This is a genomic window from Streptomyces sp. (assembly GCF_019510245.1).
Classification (GTDB): domain Bacteria; phylum Actinomycetota; class Actinomycetes; order Streptomycetales; family Streptomycetaceae; genus Streptomyces.
On sequence record NZ_JAEKKT010000155.1, the window covers coordinates 34,222 to 58,751 of the forward strand.

Consider the following 24,530-nt stretch of genomic DNA (forward strand, 5'->3'; position numbering starts at 1 on the left):
TTCACACACCGATGATCAACGTGGCCGAACCCGTCTCCACACCGCGTCAGGTCGCGCAGCGTCTGCCTGCCGTCCTGTGCAGGGTGGCCGACATGACCTCGCGCGTGCGGCGGGCGGCCGAACGGCACGCCGTGCTGACGGTGACCGGTCCGGGGTGCGACGCCTCGCTGCTGGACCGGCTGGTCAGGTCGTACAACGACACCGCTCCGCCGCGACCGGCCCGAGCGATCGTCGGCACCCCCGAGGACCAGCTCGAACGGCTCCGGTCGGGGCGGGCCGACATCGCCCGCGGATGACCACCACCCTGGACAAGATCTCCAAGCTGCCCGAGGTCACCGGCGTCACCAGCCCCTACGGCCGGCAGGGTGCGGCCCAGATCAGCACGGACGGCCGTACCGCCTACGCCCAGGTGAACTTCGCCAAGGCCGGTCAGGAACTCGCCGACTCCGACATCCAGCGGGTGATCGACACCGCCAAGGCGGCCAGGACCGACGGTCTGCAGGTCGAACTGGGCGGCCAGGCGATCGAGGGCACCGAACAGGCGCCCACCTCCCTCAGCGAGGTGGGCGGTGTGCTCGCGGCCGCCGTGGTGCTGTTCATCGCCTTCGGCTCACTGATCGCCATGGCGTTGCCCATCCTCACCGCCGTCGCCGGCGTCGGAACCGCCATCCTCGCCACCGGCCTGCTCAGCCACGCGATCAGCATGGGCAGCATCGCCCCGACCCTGTCCGCCCTCATCGGCCTGGGCGTGGGCGTCGACTACGCCCTGTTCATCGTCACCCGCTACCGCAAGGGCCTGCAGTCCGGGCTCAATGTACCCGAAGCCCTGACCAGGGCGGTCAACACCTCAGGACGTGCGGTGCTGTTCGCCGGCGCCACCGTGTGCATCGCCCTGCTCGGCATGTTCGTCCTGCGGGTGAACTTCCTCAACGGTGTCGCCGTGGCCGGAGCGCTGACGGTCGCGGCGACCGTGCTGGCCGCCGTCACCCTCCTTCCCGCCCTGCTCGCCCTGCTCGGCACCCGGGTACTGGGCCGTCGCGCCCGGCGCCGGCTGGCCGCAGGTGAAGTCCTGGCCGAGAACTCCGCATCCGGGCTGTGGTCCCGCTGGGCCGCTGTGGTCCAACGCCGTCCCCGGGCCCTCTCCCTGGTCGCCCTGGTAGTGATGGCCGCCCTGAGCATCCCCGTGTTCTCCCTGCGGCTGGGATCGTCGGACGCGGGCAACGACCCGTCGTCCAGCACCACCCGCAAGGCCTACGACCTGCTCGCCGACGGATTCGGCCCCGGCTTCAACGGTCCCCTGCAACTCGTCGCCCAGGCCCCCACGGCCGCCGACAAGGCCGCCCTGACCAACCTGTCCACCCGGCTGAAGAACGTCGACGGCGTCGCGAGCGTGGCCGCCCTGCCCATGCAGTCCGGCTCCACGGTGGGCATCGTCCAGGTCGTCCCCACCACCTCGCCCCAGGCGAAGCAGACCTCCGACCTGATCGACCTGATCGACCACCTGCGCAACGACGTGATCCCCGCGGCCGAGAAGGGCACCACCCTGAAGGTCTACGTCGGCGGCCAGACAGCCATCTTCGATGACTTCGCCAGCGTCCTCACCAGCAAGCTGCCGGAGTTCATCGCGGTCATCGTCGTCCTCGGCGGGCTGCTGCTCATGCTCGCCTTCCGCAGCCTGCTCATCCCGGCCACCGGCGCGGTGATGAACCTGCTGGCCGCCGGGGCCTCTTTCGGCATCCTGATCGCGATGTTCCAGTGGGGCTGGTGCTCGGACGCACTCGGGCTCGGCAAAGCGGGGCCCGTGGACGCGTTCATCCCCGTGATCATGATCTCCATCCTGTTCGGACTGTCCATGGACTATCAGGTGTTCCTGGTCAGCCGGATGCACGAGGAATGGCTGCATACCAAGGACAACGCCCGGGCCGTGCGGGTGGGTCAGGTGGAGACCGCCCGGGTCATCACCGCTGCCGCCGCCATCATGGTCTGCGTCTTCCTCGCCTTCGTCTTCGGCGGACAGCGCGTGATCGCCGAGTTCGGCATCGGGCTTGCCGCCGCGGTCGCCCTGGACGCCTTCATCCTGCGCACCATCCTGGTCCCCGCGGCCATGCACGCCTTCGGCAAGGCCAACTGGTGGCTCCCCGCCTGGCTGGAGCGCACCATGCCCCACCTCTCCGTCGAACCGCCGGACGAACCCCTTTTCGTGGCCGAGCCCGGACTGCCGGGGCTGAACACCGAGGGTGACTCGCTGCCCGGCGCGTCTACCGTCACTCTCCCCCGGGAGAATTCGTGACCACCACCGGCAAGGCGCGCGACGACGACACGCCGTACGCCAAGGTTCCCGCCATCGCCGCGATCTTCTGGATCGTCAAGGTGATCACTACCGCTCTGGGAGAGGCGGTTTCGGACTCCTTCGCGAGTGTCCCGTACTTGATACCCGTCATCCTCGTCGTGTTCGTCGTGGCGTTCCGCCGGCAACTCCGGTCGCCCCACTACCAGGCGATCCCCTACTGGACCACGGTCGCCGGCATCGCCGTCTTCGGCACGGCCGCCGCCGACCTCGTGACCGTCCTCCTGGCCTACCTCATATCCGGGGGTGACTTCCAGGCGTTGCTGCCTGTGCTGTTGGTGACCCTGGGGTACGCCGCTGCCACCGCCCTGGTGCTCCGGCGCTGGTACCGATCGGAAGGGACGCTCTCGGTTCACAGCATCACCACGCGGCGCCGGCAGAAGTTCTACTGGTGGACCGTGACGTGCACCTTCGCCATGGGCACCGCGTTGGGTGACCTGACGGCGGGCCCGCTGCACGTCGGCTTCCTGGGCTCGAGCGTGTTGTTCGGCGTCGCCATCCTGGTTCCGTGGATCCTCCACCGTCGCGGATACCTCAACTCGATCGCGGCCTTCTGGTCGGCGTACGTCCTCACCCGGCCGCTGGGCGCCTCGGTGGCCGACTGGCTCGACAAGCCCGTCCACGACACCGGTACCGGGGGCGGTGGTGTCGATCTCGGAGCAGGGCCGGTCGCCTTGGGTGGATTTATCCTCTTCGTGGCCCTGATTGCCTACCTCGTGATCAAGCGCCCCGACGTCCAGGAACCCTTCGAGGGCACAGAGCCGGCCTCGGCCAGCTCTCTCACTGGGACAACGAGGGGCTGACGTGGTCGGGCCCACGGGTGGCGACTCCACTTCGAGGCGCACCTCCCCGGTACACCATGCCTGTGCTGGGGTCCTCGTCCTTGTTGGATGCGTCTTCACCGGCTGACCCCCAGCCACGCGCGTCAGCAGGGAACCCCCGGCAGTGCACAACCGCCATGGGCGCGTCACAGAGTGAGGAGTTGCGCCAGGTGGCCATGGCGCGGGCCGGCCTCGACGCGCGCGCCGCTACTACGCGAAGTTCCTGGCCGGGACCCGAGGCCATGCCAACCAGTTGATCGAGGAGTCGATGAATCGTTGGGAGGGTTCCCCATCTTCTGGCGAGGCGGGGTGACCGGAATCCGGTCCGGAAGTATTCCGGACCAGGTGGGCAACACTGGTACACCGGTGGGGCAAATCGGGAGTAAGGCATCATTTCGCTTTGCTGTCTGAGGCAGTGACCGAGAAGGGCGCCTGACGGGAGATTTCCCAGCTCAGGCGCCCTTTTTCTGTTTCTCTAGAAGAACCCCAGCTTCTTCGGCGAGTACGAGACCAGTAGATTCTTCGTCTGCTGGTAGTGCTCCAGCATCATCTTGTGGGTCTCGCGGCCGATCCCCGACTGCTTGTAGCCGCCGAACGCCGCATGCGCCGGGTACGCGTGGTAGCAGTTGGTCCAGACCCGGCCGGCCTGGATCGAACGGCCCGCGCGGTACGCGGTGTTGATGTCGCGGGTCCAAACGCCCGCACCGAGCCCGTACAGCGTGTCGTTGGCCGTCTTGATCGCGTCGTCGAAGTCGTCGAAGGAGGTCACCGAGACCACCGGGCCGAAGATCTCCTCCTGGAAGATACGCATCCGGTTGTCGCCCTCGAAGATGGTCGGCTGGACGTAGTAGCCGCCCTTCAGCTCGCCGTCGTGGTCGATGCGTTCGCCGCCGGTGAGGATCTTCGCGCCCTCCTGCCGGCCGATGTCCAGGTAGGAGAGGATCTTCTCCAGCTGGTCGTTGGAGGCCTGGGCGCCGATCATCGTGTCGGTGTCGAGCGGGTGCCCCGGCTTGATCTGGCGGGTCCGGGCGACCGCCGCCTCCATGAACTCGGCGTAGTGGCCGCGCTGGACGAGGGCCCGGGACGGGCAGGTGCAGACCTCGCCCTGGTTGAGCGCGAACATCGTGAAGCCTTCGAGGGCCTTGTCGCGGAAGTCGTCGTCGTGCGCCCAGACGTCGTCGAAGAAGATGTTGGGGGACTTGCCGCCCAGTTCGAGCGTGACCGGTTTGATGTTCTCCGAGGCGTACTGCATGATCAGCCGCCCCGTGGTGGTCTCGCCGGTGAAGGCGACCTTCGCCACCCGCGGGCTGGACGCGAGCGGCTTGCCCGCCTCCACGCCGAACCCGTTGACGATGTTCACCACGCCCGGCGGCAGGAGGTCCGCGATCAGGCTCATCCAGTAGTGGATGGAGGCTGGGGTCTGCTCGGCGGGCTTGATGACGACCGCGTTGCCGGCGGCGAGGGCCGGCGCGAGCTTCCAGGTGGCCATCAGGATAGGGAAGTTCCAGGGGATGATCTGCGCGACGACCCCGAGCGGCTCGTGGAAGTGGTACGCCACCGTGTCGTCGTCGACCTCGCCCAGCGACCCCTCCTGCGCGCGGATCGCCCCCGCGAAGTACCGGAAGTGGTCGATGGCCAGGGGGATGTCGGCGGCCAGCGTCTCACGCACCGGCTTGCCGTTCTCCCAGCTCTCGGCGACCGCGAGCGGTTCGAGGTGGGCCTCCATCCGGTCGGCGATCTTCAGGAGGATGTCGGAACGCTCCGTCACCGACGTGCGGCCCCAGCCCGGCGCGGCCGCGTGCGCCGCGTCCAGCGCCCGCTCCACGTCCTCGGCGGTGCCCCGCGCCACCTCGGTGAACGGCTGCCCGTTCACCGGCGACGGGTTCTCGAAGTACTGCCCCCGGGCCGGCGGCACGTACTCGCCGCCGATGAAGTGGTCGTAGCGCGCCTGGTAGGAGACGATCGCGCCCTCGGTGCCGGGCGCCGCGAAACGGGTCATGGTGGCCTGCCTCCTTGCAGATGCGCTGCCCTCCGTCGGGCAGCTCCCGGCGCGGAGGCTAGGGGAGCGGACGTTGCGAACACGTTGCGCGGCAGGTCAGCCGGCCGGCGCCGTGAGCTCCGCCTCCAGGGCCGCCAGCCGGGACCGCACGACCGCCGTCGGCCGCACCGCCGCCAGCGCTCGCCACACCTCGACGTCGTCCTCTCCCCACGGCGCATGCGCCCACTCCGCCAGCAGGTCCGGGTCCTGACACCCGATCAGCGCCGCCCGCAGCCCGTCCACCAGCCGCTGCCTGAGCCGTACGACCGCGGGTGCCTGCGAGCCCGGCAGCAACGGGCCGGTGTACGCCCCCACGGCGGCCGTCACCGCGCCGGCCTCCAGCCGCCGCTCCACCGCGGTCGCGTCCGACTCGACCGGTGCGGTCAGCCGGTACGGCCGGGAGGCGAGCAGCCCGGGGCCCAGCAGCCGGCGCAGCCGGACGAGTTCCGCCCGCAGCGTCACCGGCGTCACCGACTCGTCCTCGTACAGCGCGTACAGCAGCTCGTCACCGGTCAGTCCCTCCGGGTGGCGGGACAGCAGCACCAGCAGCTCGCTGTGCCGGCGGCCGAGCCGGATCCGGCGGCCGTCCAGCCGGAGCTCGGCCTCGTCCCGGCCGAGCGCCGTCAGCGCGGGCGTTTCGTCGGCGGTCGCCGGCGGATCGAGCAGCGCCAGCTGCGACTCGGCGGCCCGCGCCACCGCCTGCACGAAACCCAGGCTGTGCGGGTGCGCCAGCCGGTCGCCGCCGGTGATGTCGACGGCACCCAGCACGCGCCCGGTGCGCGGATCGTGCACCGGCGCTGCCGCGCACGTCCACGGCTGCACCCGGCGGATGAAGTGCTCCGCCGCGAACACCTGCACCGGCCGGTCCACGGCCACCGCCGTCCCCGGCGCGTTGGTGCCGACCGCGCTCTCCGACCAGCGGGCGCCCGGCACGAAGTTCATCCGGTCCGCCCGGCGCCGGGTCGCCGGATGCCCCTCCACCCACAGCAGCCTGCCGTCCGCGTCGCACACCGCCAGCAGATGCTCGCCGTCCGCCGCGAACGTCCCCATCAGCTCCCGGAACAGCGGCATCACCCGGGCCAGCGGATGTTCCGCCCGGTACGCCCCGAGGTCATCGTCCGTCAGCTCCACGCGCGCCGCGCCGTCCGGCCCCACCCCGGCCCGCGCCGAACGCCGCCACGACTCGGCGACCACGGACCGCACCGGGCGCGGCACGGTGCCCGCCGTGGTGAACGTCTCGTGCGCCCGGCGCAGCAGCCGGACGCGCTCGGCAGGGTCGGCCCCGGGCTCCAGGGCCACCCACGGATCGGTCAACTCGGCCTCCCGACGGCGATGCGGCTGGGGACATCGTCACGCGGGGTGTTCGCGCCGACAACCGTTTCGACCGGCCTCCCTCCGGGGACCGGCCCCGCTGCCTCACTCCGGCTGTCCCACCAGTCTCATGTACCGGGCCCAGTCCCAGTGCCTGCCCGGATCGGTGTGGTCGGTCCCGGGCACCTCGACATGCCCGATGACGTGCTCCCGGTCCTTCGGGATGCCGTATCTCTCGCAGATCGACGCCGTCAGCCGCGCCGACTCCCTGTACAGGGCGTCGGTGAAGTACTCCGGCCGGTCCACCCAGCCCTCGTGCTCGATGCCGATGCTCCGCGTGTTGTAGTCCCAGTTCCCCGCGTGCCAGGCCACGTCCGTCTCCCGCACGCACTGCGCGACATGCCCGTCGGCCGAGCGCACCAGGTAGTGCGCGGAGACCCGTTTCCTCGGGTTCTGGAAGATGGAGAGCGTACCGGCGTACGCCTGCTGTGTGACATGGATGATCACCCGGTCGATCGCGTACTCGTCGGGGCGCAGGGCCGGTGTCCGGTTCTCGCTGCTCGCCGCCTGCCACTCGGCCGACGGATAGTCGACGACCCCGGTCTGCGCGCCCGCCCGGCCCGCGGGCAGCAGCGTGTACGGGACGGCGGCGAGAGCCGCGCCCTTCAGGAGCCGTCGCCTGCTGGGGAGCGGTCGTACCCGGTCCATGGATGGGGCGCCTTTCGGAAGCGTGCTCGAAGCACGGGGAGTCGAGGGTCGGTCAGCGGCCCAGGGACGCCGCCGTCTCGCGCAGTCGCGCATGCAGTCCGCGGTAAGTCTCGCGCGCGGGCAGCCACTCCTTGCGGAGCTTGGCCACACACGTGTAGTTGGTGTCGCACACGTTGGCCAACGGTGATTCCACCGTCTGGGTCGCGTACTGGTACGCGTCGAGTTCGCCGAACCCGTAGTCGCGCACCAGCCACTGCACCAGGTCGAGCTGCGATATCCGGAAGGCGTCCTCCAGCGGACGTGCCGAACCCGTCGAGACGATGTGCGTGTCCGACTCCAGCCGGGGCCACGGCGTCGCGATCCCCTTCAGCAGCTCGACGATCACCACGGTGTTCATCGCGCACTCCACCGCCACCCCGCAGGTCTCGCCCTCGCCCTGCCGGGCGTGCCCGTCGCCGAGGCTGAGCAGTGCGCCCGCCACGTTGACCCCGAGATAGCAGGTGACGCCCGCGCGCATCTCCGGCGTGTCCATGTTCCCGCCGTGCGCGTCCGGCACCAGGGCCGAACGGACCTCAAGATTCGCGGGGGCCACCCCGACCGTGCCGTGCATCGGGTCGAGCGGCAGCTCCAGCTCGATGCCGCCCTCGTGCGCCCGGAACAGGGCCGTGCGCCGGGCCCGGTCCAGCTGCCAGATCCAGACCGTCTCCGGCAGCGGCGGCTGCAGGGTGGCCGTGGTGTGCGTGGAGGTGAGCGCGCCGAACAGCGGCACCGTCGTCGACGCCGCCCAGTCCCGGGCCGGTTCGATCGACACGAAGTGCACGGCGACGGTGTCGCCCGGCTCCGCGCCCTCGATGTGGAAGGGGCCGGTCTGCGGGTTGAGGAACGGGAACTCGCAGACCTCGGACACCAGGTCCTTCTCGGACCGCACCCGTCCGGCGAAGCAGTCCTCCGTGTACAGGTCGAGGACCGTGCCGGGCGCGATCCGCGCCACCGGCGGCGCCCCGCCGAACGTCCAGGCGTAGTCGTCCGGTCCGGGACGGACGGTGAGGATACGGGGGTCGCTCATCGCGGTGGTGCTCCGTTCTGTGCGGCGACGGTGCCGGGGGTGTCCTCTTCGAGGTGGACCCGCGCGGTCTCGGCTATGCGCCCGGGGTGACGCCGGATCAGCACCAGGAGGACGACCACTCCGATCGCCATCCAGACCCCGACCACCGGACCGGCGTACGACACCGGGGCGGTCAGCTTCGTCACGAAGTCGAAGACGGGCAGGCCGGCCGCGGTGAGCAGGGCGGGGACGAAGGCCACGATGCCCAGCAGCGGGAGGAGCAGGTGCCGTACGGGCTTGAGGGAGGGACGGCCGCGGCGCAGGAAGTAGCCGGCGCAGGCGAGGTTGACGACGATGTAGACGCCGATGACGACCGTGACGATCACTGTGGCCAGCAGCAGGAACGCGGTCACCGGGTCGTAGCCGAAACCGAGCCCCAGCATCGCGCCGACCGCCACCACCGTCTGGACCGCGATGCCGGCGACGGGGGAGCGGTACCGGGGGTGGAGCGTGGCGAGCACGCGCGGGAGGACCCGGATGCGGGCCAGCGCGAAGGCCGTCCGCGTGGAGACGTTGGCGCAGGCGTTGGCGTTGGCGACGGTCGAATTCACGACCGCCAGGAACACGAGCACCCAGAACAGCCCGAAGGAGGCCCGGGCGACCCCCTCCCAGGACGCCTCGCCCGCCGCCCCGAAGGAGGCGAACCTGCCGGGGCCGAAGTACACGCTCATCGCATAGGTCGTCACCACGTAGAACAGGCCGATCCCCAGGGCCGCGCCGAGCACCGCGCGGCGCATCGTGCGGCGCGGGTCACGGGTCTCCTCGGCGAGCGGCGCGGCCGCTTCGAAGCCGGCGAACGCCAGCACGGTGTAGACGGAACCGGCGAAGACCCCGCTGACCCCTCCGTAGCCGTCCGCCGTGTGCGAAGTTCCGAACACGGAGAGGGTGTTGTGGCCACCGGCGCGGATGATCAGCCATCCTGCGAAGACGAGGAACACCGCGACCTCGAAGACCCCGAGGACGGTCCCGAAGCGGGCCGAGGCCCGCACGCCCAGGTATCCGGCGACGGCGACGACGGCGGCGCCGGCCAGCGCCCACGGCCACCACAGGCCGGCCGGGTAGGAGGCCCACTCGTCATGCAGGGTCCCCGCCGCGGTGAACCCGAGCTGGAGCAGCAGCAACGGCGGAACCAGCGCCTCCACGAACACGTAGCCCCAGCCGACCAGGAACCCCACGGCCGGATGCAGCCCTTGCGCCGCATAGGTGGCCACGGAGCCGGCCGCGGGCAACTCGCGCGCCAGCTCGGCCACGCACGACGCGGTGAACAGGCAGGCCACCAGAGCGATCACCACGGCCAGGGGCAGGCTGCCCCCGGCGAACGCCGCCCCCGCCGGAATGGACGCGGCGACGGCGGCGGCGGGCGCCATCGCCGTGACGCTCTGGAACAGCACCTCCCGCAACCCCACCGCGTCCCGCCGCAGGCCCGCGGCCGCCTCTCCCGACATACGTCCCCCTGACGTGCGTGTTCCCCTCGTTCCGGCGGATGCCTCGCGTGAATCACGGTACGGCGCTTGCGGGTTGGGCAGAAGGGCGCCTGGGGGTTCCGTGGACGGAGCGGCGACTGTGGACAACCGCGCCACCCGGACGGGCGATGGGGAGCGCGGGCCTCACCCGGGCTCGCCCTCCGCCGTCCCCACGGCATGGCGACCCGAACCACCGGGCGCGAAGGTGGAGACTTCCGGCCGTGACTCGGTCAGACCCGCTCGGCCACGGTCGCCGGATCGTCCAGGACGGCACGGATCACCGAGTGGGCCGCGCCCAGGAGGGGGCCCTCGGAGCCGAGGCGGGAGACGGAGACCGGCAGGGCAGGGCCCGTTGTACGGTCGGCGAGCTCCGCTTCCAGGGACGGCAGGAGCCAGGGGGCGAGGCCCGCCAGGGCGCCGCCCAGCACCACGGACTCGGGGTCGAGGAGGTTGACGGCGCCGGTCAGGGCGATGCCCAGGGCCGTACCGGCGTCCCGCAGGGCGCGGCGTACGCCCTCGTGGTCCGCGCCCGCCCGCTGCGCGAGCAGCCCCACCGCGTCCTCACGGGGTTCGAGGCCGGCCGCACGCAGCACCGCCTCCTCGCCGGCGTACTGCTCCAGGCACCCGCGCCCGCCACAGGCGCACCGCGGCCCGTCGGGGTGGACCGGCACGTGGCCGAGCTCGCCCGCGAAACCGCGTTTCCCGCGCAGCAGCTGTCCGTCCACCACGACGGCGGCGCCGATGCCGATCTCCGCCGACACGTGCAGGAAGTCGTTCGGCGTCGCGTCCCCGAGCCACAGTTCGGCCAGGGCGCCGAAGTTGGCCTCGTTGTCCACCGTCAGCGGGAGGCCGGCGGGCAGCAGGGCGGCCAGGTCGGTGCCGTGCCAGTCGAGGTTCGGGGCGTGGACGACCGTGTGTCCGTCGCGGGCCACGAGGCCGGGCACGGCGACCGCGAGACCGGCGGGCCACAGGCCGTCCCGTTCCGCGTCCGCCGCGACCCGCCGGACCAGTTCGGTCAGCTCCGCCAGCACGGGGCGCGGGTCCTGGCCCCGGTTCGCACCGTGCCGCACGGCACGCGCGCGTACCTCGCCGCGCAGGTCGACCGCGCACACGGCGAGATGGTCGACCCCGACCTCCGCCCCGAGACCGGCCGGTCCGTGCCCGCTCACCGCGAGTGCCGAGCCCGGCCGTCCGACGCGGTTGGGCCGCTCGGGACCCAGCTCCTCCAGCAGCCCCCAGCGGATCAGCTCGTCCACCAGGGTCGACACCGCCGCTCTGGTGAGGCCGATGCGTGAGGCGACCGCGGCCCGCGACAGCGAGCCCTCCGCACTGACGGCGTGCATCACGCGCGCGAGGTTGCGCCGGCGCATGCCCTGCTGGGTGTCCGGCAGGGCACGGCCGGTGGCCGTCGGACGGGCCTCGTGCAGCGGTGCGGTCATGCCTCCATCAATCCTCTGGGACTTTCTGAATCCTCTCGGCAGTCCTCTGCCGATCAGCGATTCTCCGGCGCCCGCTCCAGCAGCGGGGCCGCGTCGGAGAGTACCCCGGAGATCCTGGACAGCGTCGCGGAGTCCCGCTCCACCGCGTCCAGCACGGGCCCCGCGGCGGTGTTCCAGCGCCGCGCCACCGCCGCCGGGTCCTCACCGGTGAGCAGCCCGGCCGCCTGCGCGGCGGCGCCGAGGGCGACCAGCTCCTTGGCCTCGGGCACCTGCACCGGCCGTCCCGAGAGCCGCCGCACCGTCTCCTGCCAGGCCCGGCCCCGGGCGCCGCCGCCGATCAGCAGCAGCGGGCCGGTCCGGTCGGCGTCCTCGTCGAGGACCAGGTCCAGGGCGCCCAGCAGGGCGTGCACGGCGCCGTCGTAGGCGGCCTGGAGGAGCTGGCCCGCGGTGGTGTCATGGCGCAGTCCGTGCAGCAGGCCGGAGGCGTTCGGCAGGTTCGGGGTGCGCTCGCCGTCCAGGTACGGCAGCAGGGTCACCGAGGTGCCGGGCTCGACGGCCTCGCGGTCCAGGCCGAGAAGGGCCGCGACCCGGTCGACCGCGAGGGTGCAGTTCAGCGTGCAGGCGAGCGGCAGCCAGTCGCCGTGCGCGTCGGCGAAGCCCGCCACCGTGCCCGTGGGGTCGGCGGGGCGGTGCTTGGAGACGGCGTACACCGTGCCCGAGGTGCCCAGGCTCAGTACGGGGGTGCCCGGTCGCAGCCCGAGCCCCAGCGCGGCCGCCGCGTTGTCACCGGTGCCGGGCGCCACCAGGGTGCCCTTGGAGAACGGCAGGTCATGACTGTCCCGGACGGTGCCGGCGACCTCGCCAGGGCGGACCACCCGGGGCAGGAACGCCGGGTCCAGGCCCACATGGGCCAGGGTCTCCTCGTCGTACGCCTCGGTCGCCGACGCCCACCAGCCGGTGCCGGAGGCGTCGCCGCGGTCGGTCGTGCCCTGCCCGGTCAGCCGCTCCGTGAGGTAGTCGTGGGGGAGCCGTACGGCCCTGGTCGCGCGCACCGCCTCCGGTTCGTGCTCCGCGAGCCACGCCCACTTGGTGACCGTGAACGACGCGCCCGGCACACTCCCGGTGCGCTCCGCCCAGGCCTTCGGGCCGCCCAGCTCCTCGATCAGCCGCTGGGCCTGCGGCGCCGAACGGACGTCGTTCCAGAGCAGTGCGGGTCGTACCGGCTCGCCGCGTTCGTCCAGGGTGACCAGACCGTGCTGCTGCCCGCCGATCGACACGGCCGCCGCCTCGTGCGCGGCGTCCCCGCACTGGCGCAGCGCCTCGCACAGTGCGTCCCACCACTGGCGCGGATCACTCTCCCGGCCCGCTCCGGTGGTCACGGTGTGCGGTGCCTGGCCGCTCGCGACGACCTCGCCGGTGGACGCGTCGACGACCAGCGCCTTGGTGGACTGGGTGGACGTGTCCACGCCGACGACGAGCGGACCCTCGGCTGCTGACATCGAGCTCTCCCTTTTTCCGCGGCTCGCGGTTTACCTGACCTGCAGTTTTTCCGGTTCGTCGGGGTGTCGCGACCCGGTTTTCGTCCTTCGGGGACAGGGTGACCCTTCCCAGGGACGCGTTGGCATACTAATTTGTAAACCGCGATGACGAAATAGTCGGCACGACAGTCATCCATCAGTCATCCACCGCAGTCATCGAGCACAACCCCCGAGCAAGGAGCCGCGGCATGAGCTTCCAGCCCACCCCCGAGGACAGGTTCACCTTCGGCCTGTGGACCGTCGGCTGGCAGGGAAGGGACCCGTTCGGCGACGCCACCCGCGGCGCCCTCGACCCCGTCGAGACGGTCCAGCGCCTGTCCGAACTGGGCGCCCACGGTGTGACGTTCCACGACGACGACCTGATCCCCTTCGGGTCCTCGGACACCGAGCGCGAGTCGCACATCAAGCGCTTCCGGCAGGCCCTCGACGCCACCGGCATGAAGGTGCCGATGGCCACCACCAACCTCTTCACCCACCCGGTCTTCAAGGACGGCGCCTTCACCGCGAACGACCGTGACGTGCGCCGCTACGCGCTGCGCAAGACCATCCGCAACATCGACCTGGCCGTCGAGCTGGGCGCCGAGACGTACGTCGCCTGGGGCGGCCGCGAGGGCGCCGAGTCCGGCGCCGCCAAGGACGTCCGGGTCGCCCTCGACCGCATGAAGGAGGCCTTCGACCTCCTCGGCGAGTACGTCACCTCCCAGGGCTACGACCTGCGCTTCGCCATCGAGCCCAAGCCGAACGAGCCGCGCGGCGACATCCTGCTCCCCACCGTCGGCCACGCCCTCGCCTTCATCGAGCGCCTGGAGCGCCCCGAGCTGTACGGCGTGAACCCCGAGGTGGGCCACGAGCAGATGGCCGGCCTGAACTTCCCGCACGGCATCGCGCAGGCCCTGTGGGCGGGCAAGCTCTTCCACATCGACCTCAACGGCCAGTCCGGCATCAAGTACGACCAGGACCTGCGCTTCGGCGCCGGTGACCTGCGCGCCGCCTTCTGGCTGGTCGACCTCCTGGAGAGCGCCGGCTACGCGGGCCCGAAGCACTTCGACTTCAAGCCGCCGCGGACCGAGGACCTCGACGGCGTGTGGGCGTCGGCCGCCGGCTGCATGCGCAACTACCTGATCCTCAAGGAGCGCGCGGCCGCTTTCCGTGCGGACCCGGAGGTCCAGGAGGCCCTGCGCGCCTCCCGTCTGGACCAGCTGGCCCAGCCGACCGCCGCGGACGGCCTCCAGGCCCTCCTCGCCGACCGTACGGCCTTCGAGGAGTTCGACGTGGACGCGACGGCCGCACGCGGAATGGCTTTCGAGCGCCTCGACCAGCTGGCGATGGACCACCTGCTGGGCGCGCGGGGCTGAACACACACGCGCGCGCGTGAAGGCCGCTCCAGCGGTGACGCCCTCACGCGCGCGTGCCGTGCCCTGCCCCGATTCCGCATCCGCACGACCGGTTCGCACGGGGAATGCTCCGGAATCGTGCGGTCCATGGCATGAATCCGTGCCAACTCCCGCGCCGGGCTCGCGCGACGACCGGAACGCGGTGACTCTTGGCGGTATGGCCATGCCGCCCGTACCGCCACGACCGCCCGGCCCGCCACATGGCACTCCGCCGCCAGGCGGAGGCTACGACCCGTCTCCGTACGAGGGCTACGACCCGCCTTCGTCCGGAGGTTACGGCCCGCCTCCGCACGGGGGTTACGGCCCCTCTCCCCACGAAGGCTCCGCACCGCCCCCGCACGCCGGCTTCGGCGCCCCGCCCGGCGACCAGGAGCCGCCCACCGCCGTCGGGTGGATGCCACCACGCCCACCGGAGCCGCCGCGCCGGCGCAGGGGCCCTTTGTTCGCCGTGCTGGTCCTGCTGGTGGCCGCGGGGGCCGTCGCGGCCGTCGTCCTGATGGCGTCCGGCGGCGACGGCTCGACCGACGGGAAACCGGGCACGAGCAGCCCGAGCCACTCCGGTTCGCCCCGCCCTTCGCTCGGCCTCCCGACCGAGCTGCCCAGCAGCCTGCCGTCGGGCCTGCCGAGCGAACTCCCTTCGCAGTGGCCCTCGGAGCTGCCCAGCGAGCTGCCGAGCGGTCTGGACTCGCTGTTGCCTTCGCTGCTGGGGTAGCCAGCCGTCTCCGGACGTCCGGCGCGGCAGGCGACCGGTAGTGATCACGCTGAGAGCGCGGCTGCTTCACGATCTGTTCGAGTCGGTCCTCGGGGGCCAGTAGGGGTGGCTCGTCAGGGATGTCTCAGGGTCGTGGTCCGGAACCGCGGGAAGCGCGGACCCGTTCTCACATCAGAGAGCGGCAAGGGCCGCGAAGGAGGCGACGTTGATGTCGAAGAACGCGAAGATCGCCGCAGGAGGTGTGGCGGTCGGGCTCATCCTGCTGATATGGCTGCCCTGGTGGGTGACGTTCCTGATCGTGGTGGGCGTCCCGGTGGCCGCGTACCTCGCGCTCGACCCCTCGCAGCGGCGCAGGCTGCGCCGGGTCACGCGCAAGGAGATCGGCCACTGAGCCACCTGCCCGGGGCCGTGCCCCGCCCCTGACAGGCCTGCGGGGGGATACGGCCCGGGAGGCTCACAGAGGCCGTACGGCCATCTTGTCGAGGGCTTCCAGGAGGCCGGGGAGCTCGGGTCCCCGGCCGACCGGGAGGACCTCGCCGGGTTCCTCGTCGAGGAGCACGAAGGCGATGTCGTCGGTCCGGGCCACGAGCGACCAGCCGGGCCCGTCGGCGCGCAGGGTACGGGCGTCGCCCGGGGCGAACGAGGAGCGCACCCGGCCCAGCGGCGGAGGCGTGTCCACGTAGGCCCACGCCTCGGCCAGGACCCGCCGGACTCCGGCGTGCCCCTTCGGGGCCCTCGGGGCCGCCTCGTCGTCCTGCGGAGCCTCCTCGGGGGCTTCTGGGGCAGCCCCGGCCGCCGCCGGTGCCGGGAAGAAGTCGTCGCCGATCTGCTCCCGCCAGATCGCCCACTGGAGGGCGATCTCGTCGGCGCCCAGCCGCCGCTGCGCAGGACCCCAGACACTGGTGTCCGGCGGGGCCAGCGGCGTCTGGTCCGCCACCTCAGGGCCGGGGTCGTGCGGCGCGGGCACGTCGGGAGCCGCCACGGCGACCGCCAGCGGCCAGCCGGGCAGGGCGGCGACCACCGTGCGCTCGTCCGGCGACAGGTCGTACTCCATGCCGCAGTCCCAGGACGCGATCGCGACGGCGACCAGCGAGACGTCGTCGATCACGACCGTCCAGCGCGCTCCTTCGCCGTCCTGGCCGAGCACCAGACCGTACCCGTCGGCGCGCGGTGCCAGCTGCAGTGCCGCGCACGCCTCCGGATAGTCGTCGCCCAGCACACTCGGAAACTTCGCCGGCGTCAGCAGCACCGCCGTGAGCACGTACAGTGCCTCGTCCGCGGCGACGGCCTCCTCATCGGTCCCGGCCATCCCTGCCTCCCCAGTGGTTCGTCCAACGGCGCGCACCCTAGTGCGACGGGAAGGCCGTTGTCACGGCCGGCCTCCATACGAGCTGCAGGTTTCCACCGGGACGGGACGAAACGACCTCGCGGGCAGGGGAAACCTCGTGACCTCGGCGGTACCGAGGGTCAGGCCACCGGCAGCCCGAGGAGGTCGCGCGCCACCGCGGCCGGCGACTCCTCGCGCTCCCGGGCCAGGGCGACCACGGCCCGGCACGCCAGCTCGCTCACCCCGAAGGACAGCGCCTCCGGCGACACCCAGCCCGCCGCCTCCTCGATCCGGTCCTGGTCGTCCTCCGCGCGGGCCGTGACATAGGCGGCCGCGGCCTCGAACAAGTTGTGCGCGCGCTGCTCACGGCTCGCACGCCGTTCCGGCACCGTTCCGCCGTCGGCGCCACGCCGTCTGCCTGCGTACCTGCGGATCCGGTCGAACACGCGGGTCTCCTTCCCCTTGTCGGCCTTCGCCTGCGAACATCTGCCTTCCTCCGACGAACGTAAGGTTGAAGCTCCGGCAACAGAAGAGGGCCGCATGGCGCGGCGCGGTCACGGGGGCGGGCTCGGTGCCGTCGGCCGCGCCCGCCCCGGGGCGGACGCGGTGGCGGTGGCCGGGCTAGCGTCCGCGGACCGCCAGCGCCAGGAACCGGGCGTCCTCGTCCACGTACGACGTCATGCGCCAGCCCGAACCGGCCAGCAGCGGACCGAGGTTGCCCTCGGCGCGCAGGTCGTCCGGAGTGATCTGCCGTCCCTGGCGCGCCGCCAGGGCGGCCCGGCCGATCGGGTGGAACAGGGCGAGGGTGCCGCCGGGGCGGACCACGCGCGCCAACTCCCGCAGGTTCTCCGCCGGACGGGGCAGATGGGCGATCAGGCCCGCGGCGAACACGGCGTCGAGGGACCCCGACCGCAATGGCAGCGCGGCGACGTCGCCGAGCAGCAACTGCCCGTCAAGGTCCCGGCCGGCCAGCCGGGCGGCCTGGAGCATCGCCGGCGTGAGGTCCATCCCGAGGACCACGCCGGTGGGCCCCACGGCCCGGCGGAGCGGCGGGAGGGCGCGCCCGGTGCCGCACCCCGCGTCGAGGACCCGGTCACCCGCCCGCAGCCCCAGTTCGGTGACCGCGGCCGCGTACGCGGGACCGTCGTCGGGAAACCTGCTGTCCCAGTCCGCCGCCCGTGCGGCGAAGAACTCCCGGACGTGTGTGTGGTCATCGCTCATGGTCCGCATGATCCCTCACCGTCACGGAGGACGACCCTGCGCGCACGTTCGAGCGGGACGCGATCATTCCGGCACATCTCTGAGTCATATTGCAACACCTTTCGAAATGCGCCCCCTTTGTGCGCCCGTGCCCCCTAGCGTCCCTGGGCCATGGGACATCTGCACCACGCCACCTTCGGCTGGCTGACCCCCGTGCTGTCGTACGTCATGGCCTGCATAGGCGCCGCACTGGGGCTGCGCTGCACCGTCCGCGCGCTCGGCAGCACCGGCCGCTCGCGCCGCAACTGGCTGCTCACCGCGGCCTCCGCGCTCGGCACCGGCATCTGGACCATGCACTTCGTGGCCATGCTCGGCTTCAGCGTCAGCGGCACCGACATCCGCTACGACGTACCGCTGACCATCCTCAGCCTGCTCGTCGCCGTGGTCGTCGTCAGCGCCGGCGTCTTCGCCGTCGGCTACAGCCGCGACCGCAGCCGGGCACTCCTGCTCGGCGGACTCACCACCGGGCTGGGGGTGGCCAGCATGCACTACCTCGGCATGGCGGCCGTCCGCCTGCACGGCGCCGTGCGCTACGACCCGATGCTCGTCGGACTCTCCGTCCTGATCGCCGTGGTCGCCGCGACCGCGGCCCTGTGGGCGGCGCTCAACATCAGGTCGCCCGTCGCCGTCACCGTCGCCTCGCTGGTCATGGGAGCGGCCGTCAGCAGCATGCACTACACCGGCATGTTCGCGGTCAGCGTGCACGTCACGCCCTCCGGCAGCCCCCTGCCCGGGGCCACGGCGATGCAGTTCATCTTTACTGAGCGAGGAGGCCATGCGTACACCCCGTAGGACCCCGACAGCAGGTCCCGAGACACCGTCACCGCGGCCGGTGCGCGGCCGTCGCGCGCACGCCGGACCGCCCGCCGACGAACCGGTCGACGACCTCGTCGGCACCGCGGCGGACAACACGGCCACCCGGCCCGGCGGCTGGCGGATCCGCCCACGGACCGTGCGGGCCAAGGTCGTCTGCCTGCTCATGGTGCCGGTGATGTCCCTGCTCGCCCTCTGGGCGTACGCCACTGTCACCACGGCACAGGACGTCGCCCGGCTGCGCCAGTCCCAGCACGTCGACGCCGCGCTGCGCACCCCGGTCGCCACCGCCGTCGCCGCGCTCCAGGCCGAGCGGGCCGCCGCGGTCCGCTACGCGACCGACCCCGCCGCCGAACAGGCCGCGGAACTCCGGAGGCTGGGCACCGACACTGACCAGGCCGTCTCGGCACTACGGCTCGGCAAGGACAGCACCGTCGCAGACGGAGAGGAACTGCCCGAGGGCGTCGCCCAGCGCCTGAAGGCCTTCGTCACCGGCGCCGAGCAGCTGCGCACCCTGCGGCGCGCGGTGCAGAGCCGCGGCGCCGGCTGGGACGCGGCCTACCGGCAGTACACGCAGGCCATCTCCTCGGCCTTCGCCGTCGACGGCGCCCTCACCGGCGTCCAGGCCGACGACATGGGCTCCGACGCGCGCGTGCTGCTCGAGTTCTCCCGGGCGGGCGAGGCGCTGGCCCAGGAGGACGCGGTCCTCGGCGGTGCCCGGCTGGCCGACGGCCTCGACGGCGAGCGGCTGCGGCTGTTCACCGGCGCCGTGGACACCCGCCGGGTCCTCACGGACGCGGCCGTCGCCGACCTGCCCGCTGCCCAGCGCGCTGCCTGGCACCGGCTGGCCGGCGGCGACGACTACACCGCGCTGGGCGCCGCCGAGGACAGGATCCTCGCGAGCTCACCCGGAGCTAAGGCGGTCGGCGCGGCCCCCGAAGCCACCTGGAACACCGCGCACGCACGCGTGCAGAACGGCATGCGGAGCGTCCAGGCCGACACGGCACGCGCGGTGGCGGGCAGGGCCGATCCGTTCGCACGCGGCCTGATCACCCCGGCCGGCGCCGCCGTCCTGTTCGGACTGCTCGCCGTGGTCGCCTCGCTCGTCATCTCCGTACGCATCGGACGCGGCCTCGTCATCGAACTGGTGAGTCTGCGCAACAGCGCCCTGGAGATCGCCCGCCGCAAACTCCCTGAGGCGATGCGCAGACTGCGGGCCGGCGAGGAGATCGACGTCCGTGCCGAGGCGCCCCCCGGGCCGCCCGCGGAGGACGAGACCGGACAGGTCGCCGAGGCCCTCGGTACCGTGCACCGCGCCGCCCTGCGCGCCGCCGTGGAGCGCGCCGAACTCGCCAGCGGCATCTCGGGAGTGTTCGTCAATCTCGCCCGCCGCAGTCAGATCCTGGTCCATCGGCAGCTGAGCCTGCTGGACAGCATGGAACGCCGCTCCGACGACCCCAGCGAACTGAGCGACCTCTTCCGCCTCGACCACCTCACCACCCGCATGCGCCGCCACGCGGAGAGCCTGATCATCCTCTCCGGCGCCGCCCCGGGCCGGGCCTGGCGGATGCCCGTGTCCCTGACCAACGTCGTACGGGCCGCCGTGTCCGAGGTCGAGGACTACGCGCGCGTGGAGGTACGACAGCTCCCGGAGGCGGCCGTCGTCGGCGCGGCCGTCGCCGACCTCACGCATCTGCTCGCCGAGGTCGTGGAGAACGCCGCACAGTTCTCGCCGCCGCACACGCGCGTGCGCGTCACCGGAGAGCCCGTCGGCAACGGCTACGCCCTGGAGGTCGAGGACCGCGGGCTCGGCATGGGCCAGGAGACCCTCGCCGAGGCCAACCGGCGCATCGAGCAGTCCGAGGCCCTCGACCTGTTCGACAGCGACCGGCTCGGCCTCTTCGTGGTCAGCAGGCTCGCGGCCCGCCACGGCATCAAGGTGCATCTGCGCACGTCACCGTATGGCGGCACCACCGCGGTGGTCCTGCTGCCGAAGGCACTGCTGCACGGTGGCCCGGCGGAGCGTCCCGCCCGCCCGGCGGCCGACACCGAGCAGGCACCGGCACGCGCCTACGCGCGCGTGCCCGGCACCGCCGCCCTCCCGGAGCCCGCCCCCGCCGGCCGGCCGGCCCTCGCCGCCACCCACACCTCACCGCGCCCCGCGCCCGAACCGCCGCCCCCCGGAGTCACCACCTTGAGGCCGCACCGCCCACCGCAGGACTCCGATCACTCCGATCACTCCGAAGACGGCCTGCCACGCCGGGTGCGGCAGGCGAGCCTCGCCCCCCAACTGCGCGATCCCCGCACCGAGGAGCCCGTGCCCGTGCGCGGCCGGGACGAGCGCACCCCCGAACTCGTCCGCGACCGCATGGCCGCCTACCGCGACGGCTGGGCGCGCGGCGGCGGCAGACGACCCGGCCGCGGAGCCGCCCCGGAACCCGAATCGGGCACCGACCGCACCGAAGGAGACCGCTCATGATCCAGGACCCGAGCACGAGGGCAGACCGGCGCTCCGGCGAACTCGACTGGCTGCTGGACGACCTGGTGCTGCGCGTCACCGAGGTACGGCACGCCGTCGTACTCTCCAACGACGGCCTCGCCGTCGGCGCGTCGACCGGCCTCAAACGCGAGGACGCCGAGCACCTCGCCGCCGTGGCTTCCGGTTTCAACAGCCTCGCCAAGGGCGCCGGACGGCACTTCGGGGCGGGTGGGGTGCGCCAGACCATGGTCGAGATGGACGACGCCTTCCTCTTCGTGGCCGCCGCGGGCGACGGCTCCTGCCTCGCCCTGCTCACCGACGTGAGCGCCGACATCGGCCTGGTCGCGTACGAGATGGCCCGCCTGGTCAAGCGCGTCGGCGAGCACCTGTACACCGCGCCGCGCGTCGCCGCCAGGCCGCCCGCCGCCGGCTGAGCCGGAAGACCGCCACCGATGACCGAGTACATGACCGGCACCCCGCCCGAGCCGGGCAGCCAGTGGTACGACAGCGAGGCCGGGCCCCTGGTCCGCCCCTACGCCATGACCGGCGGCCGCACCGAACCCGGCCCCACCGGCGTCAAGTTCGACCTCATCGCCCTGGTCACGCTCGACCCGGGCAGGTCCGGCGCCGACGACGAGACGCCACTGGGCCCCGAACACCGTGCGCTGGTCGACCTGTGCCGACTGGAGACACAGTCCGTCGCCGAACTCGCCGCCGGCGCCGACCTCCCCGTCGGCGTGGTCCGGGTGCTCCTCGGCGACCTGCTGGAACTGGGCCGCGTCATCGTGAGCCGTCCGGTGCCACCGGCCCAGCTGCCCGACGAGCGGATTCTGCGCGAGGTCATCAAGGGATTGCGGGCACTGTAGATGAGCATCCGGAACCAACCGGGCCCGAGCCGGTCAGAACAGACGGGTTCCGGTCCAACGGCCCGCGACGGGGCCGCAGTTGTCATGATGCTGACTTCGCGTCGTCCGGTGCCGCTCCGCCGGTGTCCCGACGTTTGCCGCAGCAGGTCCTCCAGGCACTCCCGCAGGCCCTCCCGAGAGAAGTGATCATGGTCTCCGAGCACTCCGAGCCGACCACCGACGACACGTCGGCCATGGCGCTCAAGATATTGGTCGCCGGCGGCTTCGGCGTCGGGAAGACGACCCTGGTCGGCGCCGTCAGCGAGATCCGGCCGTTGCGCACCGAGGAGATGCTCAGCGAAGCGGGCCAGCTGGTGGACGACACGGACGGCGTCGACCAGAAGGTCACCACCACCGTGGCCATGGACTTCGGACGCATCACCATCCGCTCCGGACTCTCCCTGTACCTCTTCGGCACCCCGGGCCAGGACCGCTTCTGGTTCCTCTGGGACGAACTGTCGCAAGGAGCACTCGGAGCCGTCGTCCTCGCCGACACCCGCCGCCTGGAGGACTGCTTCCCGGCGGTCGACTACTTCGAGCACCGGCACATCCCGTTCGTCGTCGCCGTCAACTGCTTCGCCGGCGCCCGCTCCTACGGCGCCGACGACGTCTCCCGCGCCCTCGACCTGGACCAGGGCACGCCGGTGGTCCTGTGCGACGCCCGCGACCGGGACTCCGGCAAGGAGGTGCTGATCCGGCTCGTCGAGTACGCCGGGCGGATGCACACCGCCCGGCTCCTCGACTCGGTGGGCTGAGCCTCAGCCCGTCAGGTCCTTGAGCGCCACCACCTTTTCGACGGTGACCCGGACCAGCAGCTCGCCCGGGACGCCGTTGCGGGCGCCGAACTCCTCCGCGCGCTCCGCTCCCATGTAACGGGCCGCGATCCGGGTGGCCGAATCGCGTAGTTCGCCCAGGTCCTCCGACAGCCGGGCGCGCCCGTTCAGCACCACGAAGTGGAAAGGGGGCCGGTCGTCGTCCACACAGAGGGCGACACGCCCGTCACGGGCGATATTGCGCCCTTTCACGGTGTCCTTGCCGGTGTTGAAGACCAGCTCGTCACCGTCGAGCAGGAACCAGATGGGGGCCACGTGTGGGCTGCCGTCTGCGTTGACGGTGGACAGTTTGCCGGTGCGGGTGCCGTGCGAGACGAACGCCCGCCATTCCTCGTCGGTCATCTTCTCTGCCATGTCCCCATCCTCCTTGCCCGGACGCCGGTGGTGGGGAAGGCTGGCGGGGAGATCCTCCAGCCAGGGGGAGACCGCACACGGGGAGACGCTACGACATGGCGCAGAACCAGGGACTCGGCTGGCTGCTCGACGACCTGACCGAGCGCGTGGAGCACGTACGGCACGCGCTGGTCCTGTCCAACGACGGGCTGGTCACGGGAGCGAGTACCGGCCTTCGCCGGGAGGACGCGGAGCATCTGGCCGCCGTCGCCTCCGGGTTGCACAGCCTCGCCAAGGGCTCCGGACGGCACTTCGGGGCGGGCCAGGTCCGCCAGACGATGATCGAGTACGACGAGGCGGTCCTGTTCGTCACGGCGGCCGGAACCGGCAGCTGCCTGTGCGTGCTCAGCGGTGCCGAGGCCGACATCGGTCAGATCGCCTACGAGATGACCCTGCTGGTCAACCGCGTCGGCGAGCACCTCGCAGTGGACGCCCGGCAACCGGAGCGCTCCTCCGCGATGGACCTCTGACCAGCGAATTCACCCCCACCGTTGAGTTATCCACAGGCCCGCCACGGGTCTCGCCGGACCGGCTACGGTTTTTTGCACGGCGAGCGCATCCGGCGCGAGCCACCCGCTCCACGGGGGAGAACGACCATGTCCGGCACCACCCTTGCCCACAACCGCCCGCTCACCTGCGCACCGAGCCGCGCCGCCCGCGAACTGGGCCTCAAGCGGGGCGAGTTCGACCTCGCGGTACACCTCGGACGAATCCGTACCGTGCCCGACGAGGGAGGCGGCGGAGGCCGCCGTGTACCACGGAGCGAGATCGACCGGCTCCGGAGCCGATCCGAATCCCTCGGTGAGAGCGTGCAGGTCGTGGGGACGACCGAGGCCGCGGCCCTGATGGGCATCCCGGCGGGCAGGTTCACCCGCGTCGCGAGGCTCGGCCTGGTGACTCCGGTGAAGTGGTACCCCAATCGCTACCGCGCCGTGGTCTGGCTCTACCTGGCGGAGGAGCTGCGGCGGTTCGCGGCCGACGAGAAGAACGCGCGGCTGCTCACCGGCCGTACGCCCACCGACCTGAGCGACCGGCTGAAGGCCGGCACGGACCAGCGGGCCCGGAACTGGCGCGGACGCCACTGCGGTTTCCTGCTCAGGCAGGCGGACGGACCGTGGGAGCGGGCCGGGGTGGTGGCCGGCTTCCTGGACCCCGGCGAGATCGACGACGTGCTCACCGACCCGCGCGAGCGCGCCCACGTGACGTCCCTGAGGCCGGCCCCGCCCGCCCACGGCGCACCGGGTTCGCCGACCGCGCAGCTCGCCGAGGACCTCATGACGGCGGCCGACCCGGACGAGATCGAGTGGTTCCGGCACGACCTGGCACGGGAGGCGGCCCAGGCTCGCGCACACCGGCCGGCGCCTGGCCCCGCCGTACCCTCCCGGCACCCCGCGCCCGACCGGCCGGCGCACGCCCGAGGCCTGCGGGGCTGGCTGCTCCGCAGAAGTCCCCGGCCCGCCCACTGAGCGGCGGCCCGGCCCGCGCCGACGCCGGCATCGACTTCCCCTAGATGTGCTGTCCGGACAGGTTGGTGACGCGGCTGGCTGGGGTGTGGCCGCTGATTCCGGTGTGGGGTCGGTGGTAGTTGTACCAGTCCAGCCAGTCGGGGAACGCGGCCTGTCGTTCGCGGTCTGAGGTGTAGGG

General features: G+C 72.2%; 25 protein-coding genes. 13 read left to right on the forward strand and 12 right to left on the reverse strand.

What is annotated here, in order from left to right; genetic code table 11:
- Window positions 1-92 precede the first annotated feature (92 nt).
- From JF597_RS28800 to JF597_RS28810, 3 genes are read left to right on the forward strand one after another with little or no spacing between them, the layout of a single operon-like run.
- Complete coding sequence (locus JF597_RS28800; RefSeq protein WP_294002174.1) at window positions 93-296, forward strand: hypothetical protein; 204 nt, start codon at window positions 93-95, stop codon at window positions 294-296.
- Window positions 293-2,290 (forward strand): MMPL family transporter, encoded by a 1,998-nt coding sequence (locus tag JF597_RS28805; protein WP_294002176.1) that lies wholly within the window; start codon window positions 293-295, stop codon window positions 2,288-2,290. Before JF597_RS28800 ends, JF597_RS28805 begins: the two co-directional genes overlap by 4 nt.
- Window positions 2,287-3,150 (forward strand): hypothetical protein, encoded by an 864-nt coding sequence (locus JF597_RS28810; RefSeq protein ID WP_294002178.1) that lies wholly within the window; start codon window positions 2,287-2,289, stop codon window positions 3,148-3,150. Before JF597_RS28805 ends, JF597_RS28810 begins: the two co-directional genes overlap by 4 nt.
- Before the next feature lie 493 nt (window positions 3,151-3,643).
- On the opposite strand, the gene JF597_RS28815 is transcribed toward JF597_RS28810, so the two are convergent.
- The 7 genes from JF597_RS28815 to xylB form a co-directional block, all read right to left on the reverse strand.
- Window positions 3,644-5,167: an aldehyde dehydrogenase family protein gene (locus JF597_RS28815; protein WP_294002180.1), complete on the reverse strand. Its 1,524-nt coding sequence runs from the start codon at window positions 5,165-5,167 to the stop codon at window positions 3,644-3,646.
- 96 nt (window positions 5,168-5,263) lie between these two features.
- Window positions 5,264-6,520 (reverse strand): GAF domain-containing protein, encoded by a 1,257-nt coding sequence (locus tag JF597_RS28820; protein WP_294002182.1) that lies wholly within the window; start codon window positions 6,518-6,520, stop codon window positions 5,264-5,266.
- A gap of 102 nt (window positions 6,521-6,622) precedes the next feature.
- Window positions 6,623-7,225: an N-acetylmuramoyl-L-alanine amidase gene (locus tag JF597_RS28825; protein WP_294002184.1), complete on the reverse strand. Its 603-nt coding sequence runs from the start codon at window positions 7,223-7,225 to the stop codon at window positions 6,623-6,625.
- A gap of 52 nt (window positions 7,226-7,277) precedes the next feature.
- Complete coding sequence (locus JF597_RS28830; RefSeq protein WP_294002186.1) at window positions 7,278-8,291, reverse strand: acetamidase/formamidase family protein; 1,014 nt, start codon at window positions 8,289-8,291, stop codon at window positions 7,278-7,280.
- Window positions 8,288-9,775 (reverse strand): APC family permease, encoded by a 1,488-nt coding sequence (locus tag JF597_RS28835; RefSeq protein WP_294002188.1) that lies wholly within the window; start codon window positions 9,773-9,775, stop codon window positions 8,288-8,290. Before JF597_RS28835 ends, JF597_RS28830 begins: the two co-directional genes overlap by 4 nt.
- A gap of 248 nt (window positions 9,776-10,023) precedes the next feature.
- Window positions 10,024-11,232 (reverse strand): ROK family transcriptional regulator, encoded by a 1,209-nt coding sequence (locus JF597_RS28840; RefSeq protein WP_294002190.1) that lies wholly within the window; start codon window positions 11,230-11,232, stop codon window positions 10,024-10,026.
- 53 nt (window positions 11,233-11,285) lie between these two features.
- Window positions 11,286-12,731 (reverse strand): xylulokinase, encoded by a 1,446-nt coding sequence (xylB, locus tag JF597_RS28845; protein WP_294002191.1) that lies wholly within the window; start codon window positions 12,729-12,731, stop codon window positions 11,286-11,288.
- Between the two features lie 227 nt (window positions 12,732-12,958).
- Here xylB and xylA point away from each other — a divergent pair, with 227 nt between their 5' ends.
- The 3 genes from xylA to JF597_RS28860 all read left to right on the forward strand — a co-directional run bounded on the left by xylA (window position 12,959) and on the right by JF597_RS28860 (window position 15,267).
- Window positions 12,959-14,125: a xylose isomerase gene (xylA, locus tag JF597_RS28850; protein WP_294002192.1), complete on the forward strand. Its 1,167-nt coding sequence runs from the start codon at window positions 12,959-12,961 to the stop codon at window positions 14,123-14,125.
- A 487-nt stretch (window positions 14,126-14,612) separates the two neighbouring features.
- A complete protein-coding gene (locus tag JF597_RS28855) occupies window positions 14,613-14,876 on the forward strand; it encodes a hypothetical protein (RefSeq protein ID WP_294002209.1) in 264 nt (87 codons plus the stop codon).
- A gap of 208 nt (window positions 14,877-15,084) precedes the next feature.
- Window positions 15,085-15,267 carry a hypothetical protein gene (locus JF597_RS28860; protein ID WP_294002194.1) on the forward strand — a complete coding sequence of 61 codons (183 nt, stop codon included), beginning with the start codon at window positions 15,085-15,087 and terminating at the stop codon, window positions 15,265-15,267.
- 63 nt (window positions 15,268-15,330) lie between these two features.
- Here JF597_RS28860 and JF597_RS28865 read toward each other — a convergent pair whose 3' ends face one another.
- The 3 genes from JF597_RS28865 to JF597_RS28875 all read right to left on the reverse strand — a co-directional run bounded on the left by JF597_RS28865 (window position 15,331) and on the right by JF597_RS28875 (window position 17,424).
- On the reverse strand, window positions 15,331-16,185 hold the full coding sequence (locus JF597_RS28865) for a hypothetical protein (protein WP_294002196.1): 855 nt from the start codon (window positions 16,183-16,185) through the stop codon (window positions 15,331-15,333).
- Between the two features lie 158 nt (window positions 16,186-16,343).
- A complete protein-coding gene (locus JF597_RS28870) occupies window positions 16,344-16,592 on the reverse strand; it encodes a hypothetical protein (RefSeq protein ID WP_294002210.1) in 249 nt (82 codons plus the stop codon).
- A gap of 232 nt (window positions 16,593-16,824) precedes the next feature.
- Complete coding sequence (locus JF597_RS28875; protein ID WP_294002197.1) at window positions 16,825-17,424, reverse strand: class I SAM-dependent methyltransferase; 600 nt, start codon at window positions 17,422-17,424, stop codon at window positions 16,825-16,827.
- Window positions 17,425-17,574: 150 nt separating this feature from the next.
- Here JF597_RS28875 and JF597_RS28880 point away from each other — a divergent pair, with 150 nt between their 5' ends.
- The 5 genes from JF597_RS28880 to JF597_RS28900 all read left to right on the forward strand — a co-directional run bounded on the left by JF597_RS28880 (window position 17,575) and on the right by JF597_RS28900 (window position 22,415).
- Complete coding sequence (locus tag JF597_RS28880) at window positions 17,575-18,255, forward strand: MHYT domain-containing protein (protein WP_294002199.1); 681 nt, start codon at window positions 17,575-17,577, stop codon at window positions 18,253-18,255.
- The gene (locus JF597_RS28885; protein ID WP_294002200.1) at window positions 18,239-20,755 is read left to right on the forward strand and encodes a nitrate- and nitrite sensing domain-containing protein; all 2,517 of its coding nucleotides are present in this window, start codon (window positions 18,239-18,241) and stop codon (window positions 20,753-20,755) included. The genes JF597_RS28880 and JF597_RS28885 overlap by 17 nt, the downstream gene beginning before the upstream one ends.
- Complete coding sequence (locus tag JF597_RS28890) at window positions 20,752-21,189, forward strand: roadblock/LC7 domain-containing protein (protein ID WP_294002202.1); 438 nt, start codon at window positions 20,752-20,754, stop codon at window positions 21,187-21,189. Before JF597_RS28885 ends, JF597_RS28890 begins: the two co-directional genes overlap by 4 nt.
- Before the next feature lie 18 nt (window positions 21,190-21,207).
- Entirely contained in the window at window positions 21,208-21,621 is a 414-nt protein-coding gene (locus JF597_RS28895; RefSeq protein ID WP_294002204.1) for a DUF742 domain-containing protein, read from the forward strand.
- A gap of 188 nt (window positions 21,622-21,809) precedes the next feature.
- Entirely contained in the window at window positions 21,810-22,415 is a 606-nt protein-coding gene (locus tag JF597_RS28900) for an ATP/GTP-binding protein (RefSeq protein WP_294002211.1), read from the forward strand.
- 3 nt (window positions 22,416-22,418) lie between these two features.
- On the opposite strand, the gene JF597_RS28905 is transcribed toward JF597_RS28900, so the two are convergent.
- A complete protein-coding gene (locus tag JF597_RS28905; protein WP_294002205.1) occupies window positions 22,419-22,847 on the reverse strand; it encodes a PPOX class F420-dependent oxidoreductase in 429 nt (142 codons plus the stop codon).
- Between the two features lie 95 nt (window positions 22,848-22,942).
- Between JF597_RS28905 and JF597_RS28910 the strand changes: the two genes are divergently transcribed.
- Both JF597_RS28910 and JF597_RS28915 read left to right on the forward strand, forming a co-directional pair.
- Window positions 22,943-23,356 carry a roadblock/LC7 domain-containing protein gene (locus JF597_RS28910; protein ID WP_294002206.1) on the forward strand — a complete coding sequence of 138 codons (414 nt, stop codon included), beginning with the start codon at window positions 22,943-22,945 and terminating at the stop codon, window positions 23,354-23,356.
- A gap of 126 nt (window positions 23,357-23,482) precedes the next feature.
- On the forward strand, window positions 23,483-24,352 hold the full coding sequence (locus tag JF597_RS28915) for a DUF6397 family protein (RefSeq protein WP_294002207.1): 870 nt from the start codon (window positions 23,483-23,485) through the stop codon (window positions 24,350-24,352).
- Between the two features lie 40 nt (window positions 24,353-24,392).
- On the opposite strand, the gene JF597_RS28920 is transcribed toward JF597_RS28915, so the two are convergent.
- Window positions 24,393-24,530 (reverse strand): integrase core domain-containing protein (locus JF597_RS28920; RefSeq protein ID WP_293996838.1); only part of this gene is annotated, 138 nt, incomplete at its 5' end.